General features: G+C 69.2%; 17 protein-coding genes. 8 read left to right on the plus strand and 9 right to left on the minus strand.

What is annotated here, in order from left to right; genetic code table 11:
- The first annotated feature begins 39 nt into the window (after positions 1-39).
- From AB0H88_RS34090 to AB0H88_RS34120, 7 genes are all read left to right on the plus strand, one after another.
- Positions 40-2520: an ATP-binding protein gene (locus AB0H88_RS34090; RefSeq protein ID WP_357651795.1), complete on the plus strand. Its 2481-nt coding sequence runs from the start codon at positions 40-42 to the stop codon at positions 2518-2520.
- A complete protein-coding gene (locus AB0H88_RS34095) occupies positions 2517-4859 on the plus strand; it encodes a type IV secretion system protein (protein ID WP_357651798.1) in 2343 nt (780 codons plus the stop codon). The genes AB0H88_RS34090 and AB0H88_RS34095 overlap by 4 nt, the downstream gene beginning before the upstream one ends.
- Positions 4860-4861: 2 nt before the next feature.
- Positions 4862-5491, plus strand: a complete 630-nt coding sequence (locus tag AB0H88_RS34100) for a hypothetical protein (RefSeq protein WP_357651800.1) — start codon at positions 4862-4864, stop codon at positions 5489-5491.
- On the plus strand, positions 5488-6588 hold the full coding sequence (locus AB0H88_RS34105; RefSeq protein WP_357651803.1) for a bifunctional lytic transglycosylase/C40 family peptidase: 1101 nt from the start codon (positions 5488-5490) through the stop codon (positions 6586-6588). The genes AB0H88_RS34100 and AB0H88_RS34105 overlap by 4 nt, the downstream gene beginning before the upstream one ends.
- 42 nt (positions 6589-6630) lie before the next feature.
- A complete protein-coding gene (locus tag AB0H88_RS34110; RefSeq protein ID WP_357651806.1) occupies positions 6631-7023 on the plus strand; it encodes an NUDIX domain-containing protein in 393 nt (130 codons plus the stop codon).
- Positions 7024-7087: 64 nt separating this feature from the next.
- A complete protein-coding gene (locus AB0H88_RS34115) occupies positions 7088-9022 on the plus strand; it encodes a hypothetical protein (RefSeq protein ID WP_357651809.1) in 1935 nt (644 codons plus the stop codon).
- 75 nt (positions 9023-9097) lie between these two features.
- The gene (locus AB0H88_RS34120; protein ID WP_357651811.1) at positions 9098-10510 is read left to right on the plus strand and encodes a hypothetical protein; all 1413 of its coding nucleotides are present in this window, start codon (positions 9098-9100) and stop codon (positions 10508-10510) included.
- A 180-nt stretch (positions 10511-10690) separates the two neighbouring features.
- Here the strand turns inward: AB0H88_RS34120 and AB0H88_RS34125 are convergent, their stop codons facing one another.
- From AB0H88_RS34125 to AB0H88_RS34160, 8 genes are all read right to left on the minus strand, one after another.
- On the minus strand, positions 10691-11509 hold the full coding sequence (locus AB0H88_RS34125; protein ID WP_357651814.1) for an oxidoreductase: 819 nt from the start codon (positions 11507-11509) through the stop codon (positions 10691-10693).
- A 14-nt stretch (positions 11510-11523) separates the two neighbouring features.
- Positions 11524-12219 (minus strand): TetR/AcrR family transcriptional regulator, encoded by a 696-nt coding sequence (locus tag AB0H88_RS34130; protein ID WP_357651816.1) that lies wholly within the window; start codon positions 12217-12219, stop codon positions 11524-11526.
- 126 nt (positions 12220-12345) lie between these two features.
- Positions 12346-13098, minus strand: a complete 753-nt coding sequence (locus AB0H88_RS34135; protein ID WP_225300743.1) for a succinate dehydrogenase/fumarate reductase iron-sulfur subunit — start codon at positions 13096-13098, stop codon at positions 12346-12348.
- Complete coding sequence (locus tag AB0H88_RS34140; protein ID WP_357651819.1) at positions 13095-14984, minus strand: fumarate reductase/succinate dehydrogenase flavoprotein subunit; 1890 nt, start codon at positions 14982-14984, stop codon at positions 13095-13097. Before AB0H88_RS34140 ends, AB0H88_RS34135 begins: the two co-directional genes overlap by 4 nt.
- A gap of 10 nt (positions 14985-14994) precedes the next feature.
- Complete coding sequence (locus AB0H88_RS34145) at positions 14995-15780, minus strand: hypothetical protein (protein WP_225300741.1); 786 nt, start codon at positions 15778-15780, stop codon at positions 14995-14997.
- 197 nt (positions 15781-15977) lie between these two features.
- Positions 15978-16430 (minus strand): response regulator, encoded by a 453-nt coding sequence (locus AB0H88_RS34150; RefSeq protein WP_357651822.1) that lies wholly within the window; start codon positions 16428-16430, stop codon positions 15978-15980.
- Complete coding sequence (locus tag AB0H88_RS34155; protein ID WP_357651824.1) at positions 16420-17604, minus strand: ATP-binding protein; 1185 nt, start codon at positions 17602-17604, stop codon at positions 16420-16422. The genes AB0H88_RS34150 and AB0H88_RS34155 overlap by 11 nt, the downstream gene beginning before the upstream one ends.
- Positions 17601-18737: a SpoIIE family protein phosphatase gene (locus tag AB0H88_RS34160; RefSeq protein WP_357651826.1), complete on the minus strand. Its 1137-nt coding sequence runs from the start codon at positions 18735-18737 to the stop codon at positions 17601-17603. Before AB0H88_RS34160 ends, AB0H88_RS34155 begins: the two co-directional genes overlap by 4 nt.
- A gap of 152 nt (positions 18738-18889) precedes the next feature.
- On the opposite strand from AB0H88_RS34160, the gene AB0H88_RS34165 reads away from it, so the two are divergent.
- Entirely contained in the window at positions 18890-20044 is a 1155-nt protein-coding gene (locus tag AB0H88_RS34165) for a transposase (protein WP_357651828.1), read from the plus strand.
- A gap of 95 nt (positions 20045-20139) precedes the next feature.
- Here the strand turns inward: AB0H88_RS34165 and AB0H88_RS34170 are convergent, their stop codons facing one another.
- On the minus strand, positions 20140-21069 hold the full coding sequence (locus AB0H88_RS34170; RefSeq protein ID WP_357651830.1) for a LysR substrate-binding domain-containing protein: 930 nt from the start codon (positions 21067-21069) through the stop codon (positions 20140-20142).
- Positions 21070-21213 lie beyond the last annotated feature (144 nt).

Here is a 21213-nt window from a genome sequence, read left to right on the forward strand (position 1 = left end):
GCGAGCAGGCCTGACTTGTTCATGCGCCGAGGGGGCGGCATGAGCAGGGGGTCCCGAGCGCATCAGCGCCTGGCGGTCCGCTATTTCGACGACCGCATCCTGCTCACCAACACCTGCGCATGGGCGTATTTCCGCCTTCCGACGATCAGCTACGAGTTCGTCACGCCCGAAGAGCGTGAGGCGCTGGCCACCAACATCACGATCGCGCTGGCCACGATCCGGATGCCCGACGCCGAGGTACACCTGAGGGTCGCGCACCGCACCTATCCCGCGGCCGAATGGGCGATGACGCTCAACGCCACCTCCGACGAGGGGCCGGGCTGGCGCGACTATCTGGAGGAGATGTACCGGCACGTCTGGGCCAAGGACTTCTGGTCCAAGGAGGTCTACATCGGTGTCCGCCTCGGCCCTCGGGGCAAGCAGGTGGGCGCGGGCGTGCTGGGGCAGCTCTTCGGCTTCTACCAGCGTACGGAGAAGGCGCTCGGGCTCGAGGACGACCAAGTGCCGGAAGGCGAGATCGGCAGATGGACCGAGCAGGCCGAACGGCTGGGCCGGGCACTCGCCTCCAGCGCCCTCTACGCCAGGCATGCCACCTCCGTGGAGGTGGCGTGGCTGTTCCAGCACTCGGCCGCGGGCGCGCTCGGTGATCCGCCGCCGTCGGCGAGCCCGAAGCGGCGCTGGGGCAAGGGCGAGATCGAGTCGCTGGTCGAGGGTGAGATCCACAACGGCAGGTCGCTGCTGCGCATCGTGCAGCCGCAGGGCGACTCCTATGTCGCGCAGCTGTCGTTCGCCCGTTTCCCGGACATCATGCCGTTCCCGGACGGCGAGCCGTGGTTGCACTTCGCCGATCAGTTGCCCTTCCCCGTCGAGATCTCGTCGAGGATGCGGCTGATCCCGCCGGTCAAGGCGTCGAAGGACGTCGCGCGCAAGCTCGCGCACGCGCGCGACATGGACATCCACATCCGCGAGGCCGGCGCGGAGGCGCCGCTCGCGCTCGCCGAGCAGATCGACGCGGCCCGCATGCTGGAGCACGGCATCACGAAGGAGCGGCTGCCCTTCGTGTACGGCTGGCACCGGCTGATCGTGTCGGCCCCGACCGAGGACCTGTGCGTACAGCGGGTCGAAGCGGTCGTCGAGCACTACCGTGACATGGGCATCGACGTGGTCAGCTCGACGGGCGACCAGTTCTCGCTGTTCTGCGAGGCGCTGCCGGGAGAGAAGGTCAGGGTCAACGCCTACGCCCAGCGGCAGCCGCTGCGGACGATCGCCGGCGGCATGGCCACGGCGACCGTGGACCTGGGCGACCGGCTGGGCGACGGCAGCGAGGGCTGGCTCGGGCCGTACATCGGGGAGACCGTCGGCAGGGCCCGCAGCATCGTGCACTTCGACCCGCTCGTCGCGGCCACCCGCAACCGGCCGACGGCCATCGCGATCACCGGCGAGCCCGGTGGCGGCAAGACCACGCTCGCGCTGCTGATGATCTATCAGATGGCGCTGCGCGGCGTCACCGTCGCCGTGATCGACCCCAAGGGCGACGCCGAGTCGCTGGTACAGCTGCTGCAGAAGCGCGAGCGCAAGGCCCGCGTCATCCCGCTCGGCTCGGCCGCGCCCGGCCTGCTCGACCCGTTCTCGTTCGGCGACGACATCGCGGCCAAGAAGACCATGGCCACGGAGACGCTGCGCCTGCTGCTGCCCCGGATGTCGGAGGAACGCGAGTCGGCGATGATCCAGGCCGTCGCGGCCGTGTCCAACGGCGTGGACCCCTCGCTCGGCAAGGTGGTGGAGTTCCTGGAGCAGTCCACGGACGCCGCCTCCAAGAACCTCGGCGCCGTACTCCGGTCCATGTCGGAGATGCGGCTGGCCAAGCTCTGCTTCGACCCTTCAGGCGGCGACCAGGTCGACACCGAGGGCTGGACCACCGTGTTCACGCTCGGTGGCCTGACGCTGCCCGACGTGGCCACGGGCCGCGACGACTACTCCTACGAGCAGCGGCTGTCGGTCGCGCTGCTCTACCTGGTCTCCCAGTTCGCCCGGCGGCTGATGAACAGCCTGGACCGCCGTGCGCCCAAGGCGATCTTCTTGGACGAGGCATGGGCGATCACGTCCACGCCGGAGGGTGCGAAGCTGGTGCCGGAGGTCAGCCGCATGGGTCGTTCCCGCAACACCGCGCTGGTGCTCGTCTCACAGAATGCCGGTGACCTGCTGAACGAGCAGGTCACCAACTGTCTGTCCTCGGTCTTCGCGTTCAGGTCCACCGAGCGGGTGGAGGTCGATCACGTGATGTCCCTGCTGGGCGTGGAGGCATCGGAAGAGCACAAGGCGGTGCTGAGATCGCTCGGCAACGGCGAATGCATTTTCCGTGATCTGGATGGCAGGGCGGGCCGCATCGGAGTAGACCTGATCTCCGAAGATCTGCTCCGCTGGCTCGACACCAATCCGACACACGACAAACCCAGCGACAACGGGCATCATGATCTTCAAGGGGGAGTGGGCGGCAGAGCGCAGGAGGTGCGGTCATGAAGATCCGGCTACCCAGGCGGCTCGCGCTCGCTCTGGCCCTGCTCGTGAGCATCCTCGTGGTGCCGATCGTGGTGGGCGCGCTCTCACCCGCCACCGCCGCGGGCCCCTGCGACCTGTCCGGCGCGCTCGCTCCTGAGGTGATCGGCAGCGGCTCCGACGGCATGATGCAGGCGCCCGTTCCCGAGGGCGGCGCGGCGGCGGCGCCGACCACCAACTACGCCCAGTTCGGCATGAGCGGCCAGTTCTGGCACACCTACGACCTGGGCTGCTCTGACTTCGCCGCGGTGCTCGGCAACACCTGGGCCAACACGATCTTCCTGTGGGCCAAGGCGATCGACCGGGTGACCATCACCACCTACCAGGCCGCGGCTACGGAAGGGCCGCTGCAGTCCATCAAGGACGTGGTCGATGACATCGTGACGAACCTGTCCAACGCGATGTACTGGCCGCTGCTCCGGCCGATCGTCATCCTCGGCGCCATCTGGCTGGCCTGGTACGGACTGATCCGCAAGCGGGCCACCACCACCGCCGAAGGCGTGATCTGGATGGTGCTCGCGGTCACGGTCGCGACCTGGTTCTTCAGCAGGCCCGGCGACTTCACCGGCCTCGGCACGATCGTCACGGACAAGACGGGCGAGGTCGTCAACTCGGCCTTCTCCGGCCTGCCCGGCGCGGGCGGCGCCTCCTGCCTGCCCGGCCCCGGCCAGACGAACCCGGAGGTCAAGGCGGGCGGCTACGGCCAGACCGGCACGCCCGGGGTCGACCAGAACGCCGAGGCGCTGTGGTCCACGCTGGTCTGCAAGCCGTGGCTGATGGGCCTGTTCGGCACCGCCGACCCCAACCAGCCGATCGTGCGCGACTTCGGCCGTACGATGCTGGAGACACAGTCGATCCCCGCCGCGACGGCCGATCAACCGGCGCCGGACGTCGGCGCGCATCAGGCGAAATACGCCGAGATCGCCGAGAAGCTCAAGAACGACTCCCGCTACATGATCTTCTCTGGCCGCGACTGGACCAGCAGGCTCGGCGTGGCCATCGGCGCGCTGATCGCCGCCCTGGTCGCCGGGGTGCTCATCTTCCTGGTCGCGGTCTCGCTGCTGGTCCTGAAGGTCGGCTTCCTGCTGCTGCTCATCCTCGGGCCGGTGTTCCTGCTGATCGGCGTGCATCCGGGCAGCGGGCGGATCATCGCCATGCGCTGGGTGGAGATGCTGATCGGCACGCTGCTCCGGCAGGCCGTGCTCGCGCTCGTGCTCGGCGTGCTGGTGTACGGCTACGCGCTGATCATCTCGACCGCCATGCCGTGGGGGCTGCAGATCCTGTTCATGGCGCTGCTGACGATCGCGGTGTTCTTCTACCGGCGGCCGTTCCAGCATCTGTTCGCCTCGATGAACGGGCACACGCTGACCACGCGCATGCTCGGCGACGCCGCCTCCTCCTCCGTACTCGAGCGGTCGTCTTCGGCGCTGCCGCCGGTGGCGGCGGCCAGGATCGGCCGCTGGGGTGCGCGCAAGGCCGAGCCGCTCATCCAGGCGGCCGCGATGGGCGCGTCGGCGGGCACCGCGGCGGCGGCGTCCACGGTCGCCCAGGGCCGGGCCCGTGGGCAGGAGACCGCTGAAGGCGCGGCCGCGTCCGGCACCCGGGTCCCCGCCACGGCCGCGCCGCTGAACACCGACCAGCAGGGTGGTAAGGCCGCGGGCCGGCAGGTGCCGGCACCGCGTGCCGGGGCCGCGCCGCCGCTCAACCTGAGCGGCACGCCGACCCGCACCCGTGGCACTCCGCCGCCCGGCGGGGCGCGGACGTCGGGCGGCTCGTCAGGTGGCGCGTCAGGTGGGTCCGCCGCCGGTGCTGGGAGCGTCGGTGGCGGAAGCGTCGGCGCGGGGAGTGGCGGGGCCGGTGGAGGTGGCTGGTTCGGCGGGCGTTCCGGGGGTGGCTGGGCGTCACGCCGTGGCGCGGGTGGGTCTGGCGGCTCCGGCGGCTCCAGGTCGGGTGGTACGCGGTTCGGCGGGTCGGGCGGCTCCAGGTCGGGCGGGTCAGGGTCGGGTGGATCCTGGCTGAGTGGCTCCGGTCGTTCGGGTGGCTCTGGTGGCTCGGGCGGTTCGGGGGGTTCCGGCGGTTCTGGCGGGTCCCGGTCGGCGAGTCGTGGTTCGTCGGGCGGCGGGATGTTCGGTGGTGGCGGTTCAGGCGGTTCAGGCGGTCGGCGCCAGGCCGACGAGCCGAAGGGCCGTTCCTCCGAGGCACCGCCGCTCTGGCTGCCGAGCAGCCGCCGTGGCAGTGGCTCCGGTGAGGGCGAGCCGTCCGTGCCGTTCTGGCTCAAGCCCAGCAACCCGGACAGGGACTGATCATGGCGCAGCCGGGTGACAGGCGGGGCGTCGCCTTCGCCGCCATCGTGGTGGTCATCGCCGCCGTCGGCATCTACCTGACGATGTGGCCGGACTCCGGCGAACCGGACGCGGGGCAGGCGTCCGCGGGCCACACCACGACCGTCTCACCGGCCGCGCCGAGCAAGCCGCTGGCGACCGCCAGCGGCAAGCCGTTCGACATCTACTCCTACCTGCCGATGACCAAGGAGCAGCTCGCCGCGGCGGCCGACCTGGCCGAGCGGTTCACCGCCGCGTACGGAACGTTCCGCTACGACGAGGAGCCCTCGGCCTATGTGGATCGGGTCAAGGTGTTCACCACCGCCGAGTTCGGCAACGTGCTCGCCAGGACGCGCACCTCGCCCGGCACCGTCGAGCGCGACCGCGCCGACGAGCTCGTGGCGGCGGGGACGGCCAAGATGAAGGAGATCAGGCAGGTCGAGAAGTCGTCCATCGTCTTCGTGGTGACCGGCACGCAGCAGATCACCGCCAAGAGCGGCAACAAGCAGCTCGTGGACGACTACGCGGTCACAGTGAGTCAGATGGGCTCCGACTGGCGGGTCTTCGACCTGCAACCCGCCGACGAGGGCCAGGACGGAGACACCCAGGGGTGAACACCTCCCGCGCTCGCGTCGCCCTGGCGGTCGGAGCCGCCGGGGTGCTGCTCCTCGCCGTCGTCATCATGTCGCCGATGCTCATGACCTCGATCCCGTCGTTCCTCGGCAGCGGGAGCACCGCCCGTACTGACTGCGTCAACGGCGACACGCCCGTACAGGAGGTGTCCGACACCGGCGCCTCCGACATCCCGGCCGACTACCTGGAGCTGTACAAGAAGTTCGGCACGAAGATCGGCGTCCAGTGGAACATCCTGGCCGCCGTCGGCAAGCGGGAGACCGACCACGGCCGCTCGAACATGGCGGGCGTCAAGAGCGGCACCAACTCCGCGGGCGCGGCCGGGCCGATGCAGTTCCTGATCGGCACGTGGGGCGGCAAGGCGCAGATCGCGATGTCGTCGAAGTTCAACGGGTACGCCTCCGACGGCGACGGTGACGGCGTGGGTGACATCTACAACCCCGCCGACGCGATCATGGGCGCCGCGAAGATGCTCAAGCGCAACGGCGCTCCGGAGAAGGTACGGCAGGCGCTGTTCATCTACAACCGCGCCTGGTGGTACGTCGACCAGGTCGAGCAGATCGCCAAGGGCTACGCCAAGTCCGGTGCCGTCGAGGTGCCGCCGCAGGCCGACGAGGCCTGTGACGATCCGCTGGTCGAGGCCGCGCCGAGTGACGTGGTGGCCAAGATCCTGGAGTTCGCGCTGGCCCAGCGCGGCAAGCCGTACCTGTGGGGCGGGACCGGGCCCGACGCGTTCGACTGCTCGGGCATCATCTACGCCGCCTATCGGGCGGCGGGGCTGTCGATCCCGCGGACCACGTTCACGCAGTGGCCGTTCGGCGTGAAGATCCCGCAGGGTGACGAACAGGCGGGCGACCTGGTGTTCTTCAACGCAGGACCGGGCACGGGGCCGAACAACCCCGGGCATGTCGGAATGATCGTGTCGAAGGGCAAGATGGTGGAGGCCCGCTGCACGCTGTGCGGGCCGATCAAGGTGACGACGTATCAAGCGCGCGGCAATATTATGGGTTTCACCCGTCCGTTACAGAACCCCGACGTGCTCGAACAGCTCAAGAAGCTGCAGAATGCCGCACTATGACAGAGATCGCGGTGGTGGCATGACAGTGATCGTGGTGACGGCATGACGGTGATCGTGGTGGCGGCGGTGATCGTCTCCTCGGATGGGTGCGTACTCGCCGCGCAGCGGGCCGAGCCGCCCGCCCTCGCCGGCGGGTGGGAGTTCCCGGGCGGCAAGGTGGATCCCGGCGAGAGCGAGATCGAGGCGCTGATCAGGGAGTGCCGTGAGGAGCTCGGCGTGACCGTGTCCGTGGGCGCGCGGGTGGGCGGCGACTGGCCGCTGTCGGAGGGGTATGTCATGCGGGCCTGGCTGGCCGCCTTGGCCTCGGGCGTGCCGGAGGCCAAGGAGCATCTGGCGCTGCGGTGGCTCGGGCCTGATGAGTATTACGACGTGGCTTGGCTCGGGGCGGATCTGCCGGTCATGAAAGCCGTGGAAGATCTGCTTCGACAGGGTTAACCATCTCCTCTGGGTGACATAACGATTACTGAGAGTAATGTCACGCGGCCTGAGGGGAGGCGACGTGGTCAGACATGGCTGGATCGTGGCGGGGGCACTGGCCTTCGCGGGGGCGTCGGTTTTGGCGGGCATCGAGTGCGAGCCCGTGGCAGCCGAGGTCTTCCGGGCCGCTGGAGGAGCTGGGCTCGCGCTGGTCTTCGAGCGACTGGGCGATGCGGGCGAGATCGGGCGATGGGCACGTACGGGGGATACCCTGCGGTTTCGGGTGAGCCTGGAGGGGATGGGGCGCGACGCCCGGCTCGCGGTGGCGACCAGCCCGGCACCGGCGCTGACGTCGATGACGTGCCCCAGCTTGCCCGCTGGTGAGCTGTTGGACGCGGACCCGGGAGTCGTAGGCGGGCCGGGGGATCGGGCGGTTGAGGGGCGGGCGGTCCCAGGCGGGCTGGCGGTTCCGGGCGGGCAGGTCCCGGGCGGGCTGGCCGTTCCGGGCGGGCAGGTCCCGAGTGGGCTGGCCGTTCCGGGTGGGCTGGCGGTTTCGGGTGGGCTGGCGAGCGATGGGCAGGTTGCGGGCCGGGAGGTTGCGCGCGGGCCGGGTGTGAGTGGGCAGGCGACCGCCGGGCAGGCTTTGCCGGACGGTGCTTTGGCGGCTCGGACCGCCGCGCTGAACGCGCTCGCCGCTGGGGAGGCGGCTGACGGACAGGCTTCGGCGGGTGGGCGACCGGTCGACGGGGTGACGGCGCCGAGAGGTGTGCTGGCGTCCGGGCCATCGTCGGCGCTGGCCGTGTCGCTGAGGACCGCGCTGGTGCCGACCTCGCCAGTGGTCAGCGCGCCGGATGCGACAGCACGGGGTGTGACCGCGCCGGGTGTGAGCGCGTCCGGTGAGACGCACCCAGGTGGCGGAGTCGCGCCGGGCGGGGTGGCGTCGGATGCGGTCCCTGGGGCGCGGGTGTGTGCGCTGGGTGATGTGGCGGGGGATCGGTCGGTGGACGTGCTGCTCACGGTGCCGCGCGGGCCGAAGGAGGTCGTGCTCACGGCGGCGGCTCGGGCACGTGACACGGGCGGCGGTGTCGCGACCGTCGTCGGCTCGACCACGACCCCCGTCAAGGAGCCAGTGAGCGCGCCTGTAAGAGCGAGCGGCAGGCCGGCGGTGCCTGTGGCGACCCTGCCGCAGGGGACGAAGGCGTCCGCCCAGACCCTGCCGCAGGGAACGAAGGCGTCCGCCCAGACCCTGCCGCAGGGGACGAAGCCATCTGCCCAGACCCTGCCGAAGGCGACGCGCGGACAGGGGGTGGTGCGTGGGGAGTCCGCCGAGGACAGAGCGGGGACGTTCGTCGAGATCCCGCGTGGTGACGTCACGCTGAGTGGCCGAGCGGTGCGCGTCCAACGCGGCGCCGAGGACGCTCGCCCGGACGAGACGGCGGTCGCCGGAAGGGTACGCCCTGGAAACGGGCATACCACGAAGTCCCATCTGCGGATGGTCTCAGCCGGTCATACGCACCCGTCCAGTGCCGTACGGAACGGGACGGCCGTCCAGGTCCCGGCGCCTGAGCTGCGGCGCGAGCCCGCACTGACGCTGCCCCAGGCCCCCCAGGTCCTTCCTCCGCCGACATCGGGGGTCGGCACTCCGGGAGTGGGCGGCACTCCAGGAGTCATCGGCGGCACTTCGGGAGTCGGTACCGGCGGCATGCCGAGAGCCGGGGCTCCAGACCTGGGCACCCCACAGAGCGGTACCCCAGCAGGTGGCACTCCGGGACTTGGGACTCCGGGTTTCGGTGCCGGTGCGGGAGCCGGGTGGGGAGCCATGACATCGGCTGAAGAAGTTGGGCCGCCCCTGCCTTTCGCCATTCCCGGTAACCGCTTTGAACCGGCCGAACGGGTGAATCCCCTGGCAGGCGTACGCGGACTGCCATGGGTCGCCGGCGGGATCGCGGTGCTGCTCGGTGGGCTGTGGCTGGTCGCTAGGGCACAACGGGCGCGATTGCGACGAAAGGTGTTGTAATTCCGTCTTTACTGTTAGTTTTACCCGGCTAGGATTTCCTTGACCATGGTTTCGGGGACTGCGCGGAGGGCACAGGTGGCACGTACGCGAGCGACGGCCGTGTCCGCACTGATTCTGGCCTTAGGGCTGACGGGTGCCGGTGCGGTTCCCTTCGTCATCCAGAGCGCGAGCGCCTCCGCAGTCGCCTACGACCCCGCCGTCGAGCCCTGCGATGCCGGCGAGGTGTGCGACATCACGCCGGAGACCACCGTCACGGTCACCACGACGCTGGAAACCCCCACTCCGGACCCGGAAACGACGATCACCAAGACCGTCACCGCGCCCACGAAGACGACGACGAAGACGAGCACCCCGAAGCAGTCGAAGACGCCGAGTTCGACCCCCAGTACGCCCAAGACCACGCCCTCGCCGCTGCAGCCGTTAACGTCGCAGAGCGTAGAGGTGCCGGCCGCGACCACTCCCTCGTCCACGCCCGAGCCCACGGACACGGGCGTGGTCCTGCCGACCGTGGCGTCCGTGGAGACCCCTTCGACGACGCCGTCGCCGAGCTTGACGGAGAGCTCGACGGAGGAGTCGGTCCCGCTCGAGCTGCGTAACGCGGCCCCCGAGTACGACCAGCGGACGCTGACCCAGCAGCTCAGCATCCCGGCGCTCGTGCTGGTGCTGCTGGTGCTGTTCGCGGTGCTCATCTTCGAGGGGCGACTGCGCCGGATGGCCCACGCGGCGGCCGTGCGCAAGGCGGGCCTGCCGGGCGGCCCGGGTCAGCCCGGCTTCCCGGGAGCCCCTGGTGGTTTCCCGGGAGCCCCCGGTGGACCGGGAGGGAGCGGCTATCCGGCAGGTCCCGGCTATGCCACTGCCGGTTTCGCGGCGCCCGGTTATCCGGGCGGTACGGCGTACGCGCCGATCATCAGCTTCGTCCCCGTACAGACCTATCCAGGGGGACAGGTCCAGTACGGCGCGGTCTACCAGGACCCGAACATGCACGGCCAGCCCGGCTACGGTCCGGCGCAGCCGCCCATGGCGGCGGGCGAGCCTGTGGTGCTGCATCCGGACGAGTTCGACACCTTCAGCCAGGAGCCGACCAAGTCCGACTTCGATGCCTTCAGCCGGCCCGAGCCTGAGGGGGAGTCGTACCGGGCTCCGTTCGAGGCTCTGGTCCCGGCTGAGCAGCCGCCCGCGGACATCCCGCCCGGTGGTGCCGGTCCGTACGAAGACTCGCCTGAGCGCCCGCTGGGCGCCGCCTCGGCCGCCGAGACCGGCGACGCCGAGCCGTGGCAGAGCATCGGCCAGCCCCGACCTGGTGCCGAAGGACGTGGTATCGAAGGGCCTGGTAGCGAAGGGCTGCGCACAGAAGAGCTTGGCGAAGGACCTACAGCCGGAGGGCCTACCCTCGAAGGGCCGCTCGCCGACGAGTCGCCCGCCGATGTGACCGCCATCCAGCCGCTGCCTCCGCAGAAGCCCAAGCGCCGCTGGGGACGTCGCTCGTAACGCTGTCGTACGATTTCGCGACTGTTGTCGTTATCTGGGGAGAGCGTGAAGGCACGTAAGGCAAGTGTCCGAGCTCGCCACCGATCGGCACGTCGTCCACGGCCTGGCCACGCGTGACCATTACGGCCGGCGCATGGCCTCCCGCCTCAGACAGCGGCGCGCTCCGCGCGGAACCTACAGTCACGTACGGGTGACGAGCTTGTCGAAGGCGCGGTCCGAGAGCAGCCGGTGGACTCTCAGCAGGAGGTTGGCCAGGTAGCCGACGGCGTACCGCGGCTTGGGGCTCTTGGCGTCGATGGCCGTGCGGATGGTCTGGGCGACCACGAAGGGGTCCGAAGCCTTGTTCTTCCCGGCGAAAGCCGCTTCCGCGCGGTCCGCCATCGCGTTCGCGACGGAGGCGTAGGCGCCTTCGCCGGAGATCTCTCTCAGGTCGTGGGGAGTGCTCGACTCGAACTCCGTCTTGATGAGGCCGGGCTGGACGACCACCACCTTGATGCCGAAGCGGCCGACCTCCTGGCGCAGGGTGTCGGAATAGCCTTCCAGGGCGTGCTTCGAGGCGTGGTACCAGGCGCCGAGCGGGAGCGAGATCACCCCGGCGATCGAGGAGACGTTGACGATCGCGCCGGAGCGGCGCTCGCGCATGCCTGGCAGGACCAGCTGGATCAGGCGGGCGGGCCCGAACAGGTTGACCTCGAACTGGTGGCGCGCGGTGTCGAGCGGCACGTCTTCGGCGGCCCCGTACACGCCGACGCCGGCGTTGTTCACCAGCACGTCGATGCGCGACTGCTCGGCGAGGACGGTGTCGACGACGCGTCGCAGGTCCTCCTCCTTGGTGACGTCCATCGCGAGGGTGTGGCCGCCGGCCTCGCGGATGTCCTCCATCCGGTCGACGCGCCGGGCCACGCCGTACACCGTGTGGCCGGCACGCAGCAGTTCGAGTGCGGTGGCGTGGCCGATGCCGGCCGACGCGCCTGTGACGAGGCAGATCTTGGCTGCCATGGAACGACCTTTCATCAGGGGTGCGCGGCGTAGAGCCACTTCCGGTACGGCGGTATCAGGGCTTCTAAGGCGGCGATGATCTCCGCTGCTGCGGCGGCGATCACCTGCGGGTCAGGCTGCTCGGCCGGCTCGTACGCGTGCCGGACGATGTGCGCGAGCACCCTGGCCTTGGCTTCAGGGTCCGGCTCGTCGGGCACCGTGATCACGGTGCCGAGGAGGTAGAAGCTCGCCTGCGTCGCGGTCAGGCCGTAGATCAGGTGCTCGACGTCGTCGCGGAGCAGGCCGTGCCGGAGCATCACCTCATGGAAGCGCGCGGTGGCGAGCAGCTCGTGGCTGCGTGTCGCGCTGTCCGCCATCCTGCCTTCGAGCAGCGGCAGGTTGCCGGCGAGGAGCGCCCGCAGCACCGGCCGGCGGCAGCTCACCAGGAACAGCGTGCTGAGCATGCGGTGGGGCAGCACCGCGGCCGAATCGCGGCGCAACTCCGCCAGCAGCGTCTCGACGTAGATGATGGCCTCGCGTACGAACAGGGCCGCGAAGAGCTGCTGTTTGGTACGCCAGTGCAGGTAGACGGTGCCCTTGCCGATGCCGGCCCGCTGGGCGATGTCGTCGATCGTCACCTTGCGAACGCCGAGGCGCACGGTCAGCTCGGCCGCCGCGTCGAGGATCCGGTCGGCGCGGTCGGCCGCCTCGCTCGGTCTTCCCAACGCCATCGTGCGACCTCCGTGTGACTTGTTGACCACTTTAGCAAAAGAAGTCATAAAGTCACGCGGCCCTGAGAAAAAGGCCGGTGAGGGGAGCCCTCACCGGCCTGATTCGGTACGACGGTCAGTACGACGTCACTTGGCGCGCTTGAAGATCTTGTTGCCCAGCCACACGATCGGGTCGTACTTGCGATCGGCCACGCGCTCCTTCATCGGGATGAGCGCGTTGTCGGTGATCTTGATGTGCTCGGGACAGACCTCGGTGCAGCACTTGGTGATGTTGCAGTAGCCCAGCCCGTGCTCCTCCTGGGCTGATTCCTGCCGGTCCGCCACGTCGTACGGGTGCATGTCGAGCTCCGCGATGCGCATGAGGAAGCGCGGCCCGGCGAAGGCGGGCTTGTTCTCCTCGTGGTCACGGATGACGTGGCAGATGTTGTTGCACATGAAGCATTCGATGCACTTGCGGAACTCCTGGGACCGCTCGACGTCGACCTGCTTCATCCGGTACTCGCCCGGCCGCACACCCTCCGGCGGGGTGAAGGACGGGATTTCTCGTGCTTTTTCGTAGTTGAACGAGACGTCGGTGACGAGGTCCTTGATGACGGGGAACGTACGCATCGGCGTGACGGTGATCGTCTCGTCCTCGGTGAAGGTGGACATCCGCGTCATGCAGCCCAGCCGGGGCTTGCCGTTGATCTCCATCGAGCAGGAGCCGCACTTGCCGGCCTTGCAGTTCCAGCGGACCGCCAGGTCCGGCGCCTGCGTGGCCTGCAGACGGTGGATGATGTCGAGGACGACCTCGCCCTCGTTCACCTCGACGGTGAAGTCCTCGAGCTTGCCCTCACCGCCCTCACCGCGCCATACCTTGAACTTTGCCTTGTAGCTCATGACTTTGCGATCCCGTCGAACTCGGTCATCTCTTCGTCGGTGAGGTATTTCGCCAGCTCGTCCCGGTCGAACAGCTTGATCAGGTGGTCGGCCATCGTAGGCTGCACCTTCTCCTCGACCGAGACGGACGAGCCGTCCTCCGTCGAGCAGACGAGCAGCTTGCGGCGCCACGCCGGGTTCATGCCGGGGAAGTCGTCGCGGGTGTGCCCGCCGCGGCTCTCCTCGCGCAGCAGCGCGGCCCGCGCCACGCACTCCGAGACGAGGACCATGTTGCGCAGGTCGATCGCGAGGTGCCAGCCGGGGTTGTAGATCCGCGAGCCGGCCGCGCCGACCAGCTGCACCCGCTCCTTGAGCTTCTCCACGGCCTCCAGGGCCTCGGAGACCTCTTCGGCCTTGCGGATGATGCCGACGAGTTCGTTCATCGTCCGCTGGAGCTCGTGGTGCACCTCGTAGGGGTTCTCGCCGGAGCGGCCCAGCGGCGCCAGCGCCTCGGCGTGCGCCTCCTCCACGAGCTCCTGGGCCACCTTGGGCCTGGCGGGCAGGCCGTCGATGTACGCGGCGGCTCCGGCACCCGCTCGGCGCCCGAAGACCAGCAGGTCGGACAGCGAGTTGCCGCCCAGGCGGTTGGAGCCGTGCATGCCGCCCGAGACCTCGCCCGCGGCGAAGAGCCCCGGCACGGCCGCCGCGCCGGTGTCGGCGTCGACCTCGACGCCGCCCATGATGTAGTGGCAGGTCGGGCCCACCTGCATGGGCTCGGCGGTGATGTCGACGTCGGCCAGCTCCTTGAACTGGTGGTGCATCGACGGCAGCCGCCGCTTGATCTCCTCGGCCGGGAGCCGGCTGGACACGTCGAGGAAGACGCCGCCCTGGGGAGAGCCGCGCCCCGCCTTGACCTCGGAGTTGATCGCCCGAGCCACCTCGTCACGCGGCAGCAGCTCCGGGGGACGGCGGTTGTTGGCCTGGTCGGTGTACCAGCGGTCGCCCTCCTCCTCGCTGGTGGCGTACTTGTCCTTGAACACCTCGGGGATGTAGTTGAACATGAAGCGCTCGCCATTGGAGTTGCGCAGCACGCCGCCGTCGCCGCGGACCGACTCGGTGACGAGGATGCCGCGTACGGACGGCGGCCAGACCATCCCCGTGGGGTGGAACTGGATGAACTCCATGTTGATCAGCTTCGCGCCGGCCAGCAGGGCCAGGGCGTGGCCGTCGCCGGTGTACTCCCAGGAGTTGGAGGTGACCACGTAGGACTTGCCGATGCCGCCGGTCGCGAGCACGACGGCGGGCGCATCAAAGACCACGAAATTTCCGGACTCGCGCCAGTAGCCGAAGCCACCCGAGATGCGGTCGCCGTCCTTGAGCAGGCGGGTGACCGTACATTCCGCGAAGACCTTGATGTAGGCCTCGTGATCGCCGTGCGTCTCGAAGTCCTCCTGCTGGAGCGCGACGACGCGCTGCTGCAGCGTGCGGATCAGCTCCAGCCCGGTGCGGTCGCCGACGTGGGCCAGCCGGGGGTACTCGTGCCCGCCGAAGTTACGCTGGCTGATCTTGCCGTCCTTGGTGCGGTCGAACAGCGCGCCCCACGCCTCCAGCTCCCAGACCCGGTCGGGGGCCTCCTTGGCGTGGAGTTCGGCCATCCGCCAGTTGTTCAGGAACTTGCCGCCCCGCATGGTGTCACGGAAGTGCACCATCCAGTTGTCGTCTGAGTTGACGTTGCCCATCGCGGCGGCCGCGCCGCCCTCGGCCATGACCGTGTGGGCCTTGCCGAACAGCGACTTGCAGACGATCGCCGTCCGCTTGCCCTGCTGGCGGGCCTCGATGGCGGCCCGCAGCCCGGCGCCGCCCGCGCCGATGACGACGACGTCGTATTCGTGACGCTCGATTTCCACAGAAAGATCCTTAAGCGAACGGGAAGGCGATGATGCCCTTGGCGACCAGGCGGACGTAGAGGTCGGCGCCCATGACGGAGAACATCGAGGCCCACGCGAGTGGCTGGTGCTTGGCGTTGAGCTTGGAGACGAAGGTCCAGGCCCGGTAGCGAAGCGGGTGCCGGGAGAAGTGGTTGAGCCGGCCCGCGGTGATGTGCCGGCACGAGTGGCACGACAGCGTGTAGGCGACGATCAGGACGGCGTTGGCGATCAGGATCCACGAGCCCAGGCCGAGCGGCTTGTGGACGACCGCCAGGATCGCGTCGTAGCTCAGGATCGCGCCGATGACGATGGCCGCGTAGAAGAAGTACCGGTGGATGTTCTGCATGATCAGCGGGAAGCGCGTCTCACCGCTGTACTTGCCGTGCGGCTCCTGTACGGCGCACGCGGGCGGCGACAGCCAGAAGGACCGGTAGTAGGACTTCCGGTAGTAGTAGCAGGTCAGCCGGAACCCGCCGGGCAGGCCGAGAATCAGCAGACCGGGCGGCAGCGTGTACCAGTCACCGATCGGCGCCCAGCCGAACAGCCGCGCGCCCTCGGCACACGAGGTCGTCAGACACGGCGACGAGAACGGGGCGATGTACGGATCGAGGTAGTAGCTGCCGTCGAAGATCGCCCACACGCCGTAGACGAGGAAGGCACTGAGTGCCAGGAACGTCAGCAGCGGGGCCAGCCACCATCTGTCGGTGCGCAGCGTGCGCACCTTTATCTGCGCACGCTGCCTTCTGACAGGAGCATCGGGCGTCGTTTGGGTCATCGCGGACCTCTCCACCTCCCGCGGACCCTGCTCGCAGGGAATCCGGGTTGTTCGCTTGGCGCGTGCACGGCGGGGCATGGCCTCCGCTCGCAGCGCGCACTTTGGTGGGGGATACGTTACGACGACCGCCTCGGGATTTGTGAGGAGGGTCACTCACTTTTTCGATGACTCGCTGTGATTCCTGTCACGTACCCCTGTCACGTGGGCTGCCCTTTGCTCGGGAGCTTAACCACAGTCACGAAAAAATCATCTATTTGGCGGACAACTCGGATAAATTGCTCAAAATCTACCGGTTTGGAGACATACGCATTGGCGTGCAGCCGATAGCTGTGCAGGATGTCCTCCTCCGCCTCGGAGGTCGTCAGGATCACCACGGGGATCGTGCGCAGCTCGGCGTCGGCCTTCACCTCGGTGAGCACCTCCAAGCCGCCCATCCGGGGCAGGTTCAGGTCGAGCAGGATGAGGTCGGGCGTCGGCGCGTCGTGGTAACCGTCCTCCCGGCGCAGGAAGGCCATCGCCTGCTCGCCGTCGTTGACCACATGCAGGCGGTTGCGGACCTTGTTGAAGTCGAACGCCTCCTTGGTGAGGAGCACGTCACCCTGGTCGTCCTCGACCAGGAGCACCTCGATCGGCCGCCAGTCAGTCGTCATCTTCATCTCCAGCCGCGGGCAGGGTCCAGCGGAACGTCGCGCCCTTCCCGTCGGCCTTGTCGGCTTTGTCGGCCTTGTCGGCACCGCTGTCTCCGCTGTCGAGCCAGAGCTGCCCGCCGTGATACTCGACGATCTTGCGGCAGAGCGCGAGCCCGATGCCGGTCCCTGGATACACGTCCCGTGGATGCAGGCGCTGGAAGATCAGGAAGATGCGGTCGGCGTACTTGGCGTCCACCCCGATCCCGTTGTCCGAGCAGCTGAACTCCCACATCCGCCCGGCCCGCTTGACGCCGATGTGCACGCGCGGCGGCAGGTCCGAGCGGAACTTGACGGCGTTCTCGATCAGGTTCTGGAAGAGCTGGGTGAGCTGGCCACGGTTGCCGACCACCTTGGGCAGGGCGTCGCGGGTGACGACCGTGCCGGTGTCCTCCATGGCGGCCGACAGGTTGTCCAGGGCCGTGGAGAGCGCCGCGTCCGTGTCGGTGACCACTCGCTCGCCGGTGACCCGGCCCACCCTGGAGAAGTCGAGCAGGTCGTTGATGAGCAGCTGCATGCGCTTGGCGCCGTCGACCGCGTAGCGGATGTACTCCTTGGCCCGGTCGTCGAGCCGGTCGCCGTACCTCTGCTCCAGCATCTGCGTGAAGCTGGCCACCTTGCGCAGCGGCTCCTGCAGGTCGTGACTGGCGACGTAGGCGAACTGCTCCAGCTCCCCGTTGGACCTGCGCAGCTCGTCGGACTGCTCCTCGGCCCGCCGCCAGGCCGACACGATGCGCGCGCGCATGGAGTCGACGTGGCTCGACAGCTCGGCCAGCTCCGCCGGCCGCGCCACGTGCAGCCGGTGGTCGAAGTCGCCCGCCGCGACCTTGCGCACCTGGTCGGTCAGCTGGGCGATGGGCTTCAGTACGGCGTAGCGGACGATGAACAGCAGCCCGATCCCCACCACGGCGACCACGGTCAGCAGCACGATCAGCGCCGCGTTCAGCCGGTCGAGCTGGGCTGCGACGTCGGCCCGCGGACCCCGCTCCCGTACGTCGGCGACCAGCTTCATGATCAGCGTGGCCCCCAGCACGAACGCCACGGCGCTCACCACGCCGACGGCGAGGAACCAGCGACCCACCGGCAGTCTGCCGACGCCCGTCGCCGGCTTCGGCGGGGGCAGCGGATGGATGCTCACTGCGACCTCCTGCTGACGCGCACCACGGCGAGGTCGTCGCTCAGCGTGCCCACGTGCCTGATCAGCCGGTCGAGATCGATCGAGCCGTGCTCGCGTACCAGGTCGACCAGGCCGTCCACGCCGAGCAGCTCCTTTTGCTCGCCCACCGCGGCCTCGATCAGACCGTCGGTGTAGAGCATCATGGACCATTCCTCGCCCAGCGGCACGTCGAGGACGGTCCACTCGGCGTCGGAGAAGATGCCGAGCGGCGGCCCGGAGGGCGCGCCGGGGACCACGCCGACCACTCCGTCACGGACGAGGACGGGCGGTGGGTGTCCGACCACCCGCATCCTGGCGTTGCGCAGGTCGGGCGTGATGGTCGCCATGCACAGCGTGGTGAAGATCTCCGGGGCCTGGCGCTCGGCGCGCAGGACGGCGTCGAGCGTGTGCAGCAGCCGCTCGCCGGTCTGCCCGGCGAGCACCAGCGTGCGCCAGGCGATGCGCAGCGCCACGCCGAGCGCGGCCTCGTCGGGTCCGTGCCCGCAGACGTCGCCGACCACGACGTGCACCGCGCCATCAGGCGTCTGCACGGTGTCGAGGAAGTCGCCGGCCAGCAGCGACCCCTGGCTGCCCGGCAGGTAGCGGGTGGTGTGCTCCAGCGCGTCGGTGTGCAGCAGGGCGACCGGCAGCAGGCCGCTCTCCAGCCGGGCGTTCTCCTTGGCCGTCAGCTCGGCCGCGACCAGCCTGAGCTGCGCCAGATCGGCCCGCTTGCGCTCCATCGCGTAGCGGATGGCCCTGGCCAGCAGCCGCGCGTCGACGTCCTGCTTGACGAGGTAGTCCTGCGCTCCGGCCTTGACCGCGACGACCCCCACGTGGGCGTCGCGCAGCCCGGTGAGCACCAGTACGGCCGCGTGCGGCGCCGCTCCCAGCACCTGCTCCAGCGCTTCCAGGCCGGTGGCGTCGGGGAGCGTGAGGTCGACGAGTACGCACTGGATCCGGGCGTCGAGCTTGGCCTTGCCCTCGGCCAGGCTGCGTACCCAGGTGATGTGCGGCGGTGCCTCGGCCTGCTTCAGGAGCTCCTCGACGAGGAACGCGTCACCGGCGTCGTCCTCGATGAGGAGGAGCGTCAGCGTTTCGTTGAGAGTTGCCGTCACACGCGCCTCTTCGTAGAAGTTTTGATGGCGGAGACCCGGTCCTTCAGGGCCGGGAGGAAGCGCCACCCCATCTTTCGAAAACAGTATGGAAAGACTCGGTCACGTTCGGTAACATGTGCGGTGGGTGAGAACGCTGTGACAGGAGGTACGCGATGGCGATCCGCCGCTCCACCACCAAACGCAACGGCCTGCCCACGATCGTGCAACTGCGGCTCACGCCCACCCCGGCCCAAGCCGACGCGCTGGCCGCGGCGGTGCTGCTGTGTAATCAGGCGGCCACCGTCGTCTCCCGCCTGGCGTGGCAGCACCGCACGTTCGCTGTGGTGGAGCTGCACCGGCTGGCCTACTACGAGGTACGCGGGCAGGTGACCGGGCTCGGCGCGCAAGCGGCCGTGCGGGCGATCGCCCGGGTCGCCGGCGCCTACGCCAACCGGCGCGCCAGCAAGAAACGCGCCCACATCTTCCGCCCGCACGGCGCCGTCCCCTACGACGCCCGGCTGATGAGCTTCAATCGTGACGCCCGCACCGTGTCGCTGTGGACCCCCACCGGCCGCGTCACCATCCCCTACACCGGCCGGCCAGAAGACCTCAAAGCCATCGACACGCTGCCGGTGGGCGAGGCCGACCTGATCCGCCGACGCGGTGTGTGGCTGCTGCAGGTCGCCCTCACCCTGCCCGCACCGGCGGTACGCGAGCCGGTCAGCGGCTTCGTCGGGGTGGATCAAGGAATAGCCAACCTGGCAGTCACCAGCGACGGCGCGGTGTTGCCCGGCCCGGCTCTGCCGGGGCCGATCGGCAGCAACGGCCACGTCCGCACCCTGCGCGAGCGGCGGCACCGCCAACGCCGGCGCCTGCAGAAGAAGGGGACTTCTGCGGCGCGGCGGGTGCTGCGCCGCCTGTCCGGTCGTGAGCACCGGATGATGACCGACCTCAACCACCAAATCTCGAAGTTCGTGGTGCGTGAAGCCGAACGCACCGGCCGCGGTGTCGCCCTGGAGGATTTGCAGGGTATCCGCGGCCGGGTAAGGGTTCATCGGTTCCAGCGGCGCACCCTGCACAACTGGGCCTTCGCCCAGCAGATCACGTTCACCCGCTACAAAGCCGCCCGCGCCGGAATCGCCTTCCTGCTGGTCGACCCCGCGTATACGTCGCAGGCGTGTCCGGAATGCGGGTGTGTGTCCAGGGCGAACCGGCCGGTTCGGGGCCGGTTCGTCTGCATCGGGTGTGGCCTCGCTGGGCACGCCGACCACATCGCGGCCCGCAACATCGCCGCACGCGGCGTAGCGGGCTGGGCTGCCATCAACTAGCCACACGCTACCGGCCTCCCTTCAGCCAGATGGGACCGTGAGAGCAAACCACCAGCTTCCACCGGTGGTAGTTGATAGAAGTTCGGCTGTTGGGATTATTCTGCGATGAGCTCTACCCCTTGCGGAAGCGTGCGCTCATGACCGGCTTCCACGACGAAGGACAGCAGGGTGGTACGGAAGGCCTGCGCCGCCCTCGTCGGCTCCACGTCCTTGCGGTGGGCCAGCGCGATGGTGCGGCTCAGCCCCGGCGGTGCCAGGGGAGTGCCGGTCAGCCCCGGCCGCCCGTCGAGCACCATGGACGGCACCACGGCCAGCCCCAGCCCCGCCTCCACGAACCGCAGGACGGCGTCCATCTCGCCGCCCTCCACCGCGAACCTGGGCTCGAACCCGGCCTGGCGGCAGGCCGCCAGCGTCGCCTCGCGCAGGTCGTAGCCGCGCCTGAACATCACCATCCCCCGGCCGCGCAGATCCTCCATGCGCAGGTACGGCTTGCGCTCCGGCTGGTGGGAGGGCGTCACCACGACGAGGTTCTCGCGCAGGATCTCCTCGGTCACCAGGGACGGGTCGTCGCCCTGCAGCGGCGTGATGATGAGGGACAGGTCGAGCTGCCCGCGGGCCAGCGCCCTGACCAGGTCGCGTGAGCCGTCCTCCTCGACCAGCAGCTCGATGCCCGGATAGGCGAGGTGGAAGCGGGCTAGGGCATCGGCCAGCAGCCCGGCGCACAGTGACGGCGTGGCGCCGAGGCGGACCCGGCCCCTGCGCAGTCCGGCGAGCTCGGCCACCTCCTGCCGGGCGGTGCCGGCGTCGGCCAGCATCCGGCGGGCGAGCGGTAGCAGCGCCTCTCCCGCCGGGGTCAGCGTGACGTTGCCGCGCGCCCTGGAGAGCAGCGGGGCGCCGAGGTCGCTCTCCAATGCCTTGATCTGCTTGCTGAGTGACGGCTGGGCGACCCGCATCCGCTCGGCGGCCTGGGTGAAGTGCCTGGTCTCCGCGACGGCTACGAAGTAGGCGAGCTGTTGCAGCTGCATGTGATTTTCCTCGCACCGGCTCGTGGGATTTCCTTACGCCGGCCGTACAAACCAAGCATCATAGCGGAAGGCTATGGAAACCAGGCCTGTCATGACTTGGACGGATCATGGCTGGGTATCTAGCGTCGGAAGACGTGACAGCCA

It is taken from the genome of Nonomuraea sp. NPDC050680, assembly GCF_040654555.1.
Taxonomy (GTDB): domain Bacteria; phylum Actinomycetota; class Actinomycetes; order Streptosporangiales; family Streptosporangiaceae; genus Nonomuraea.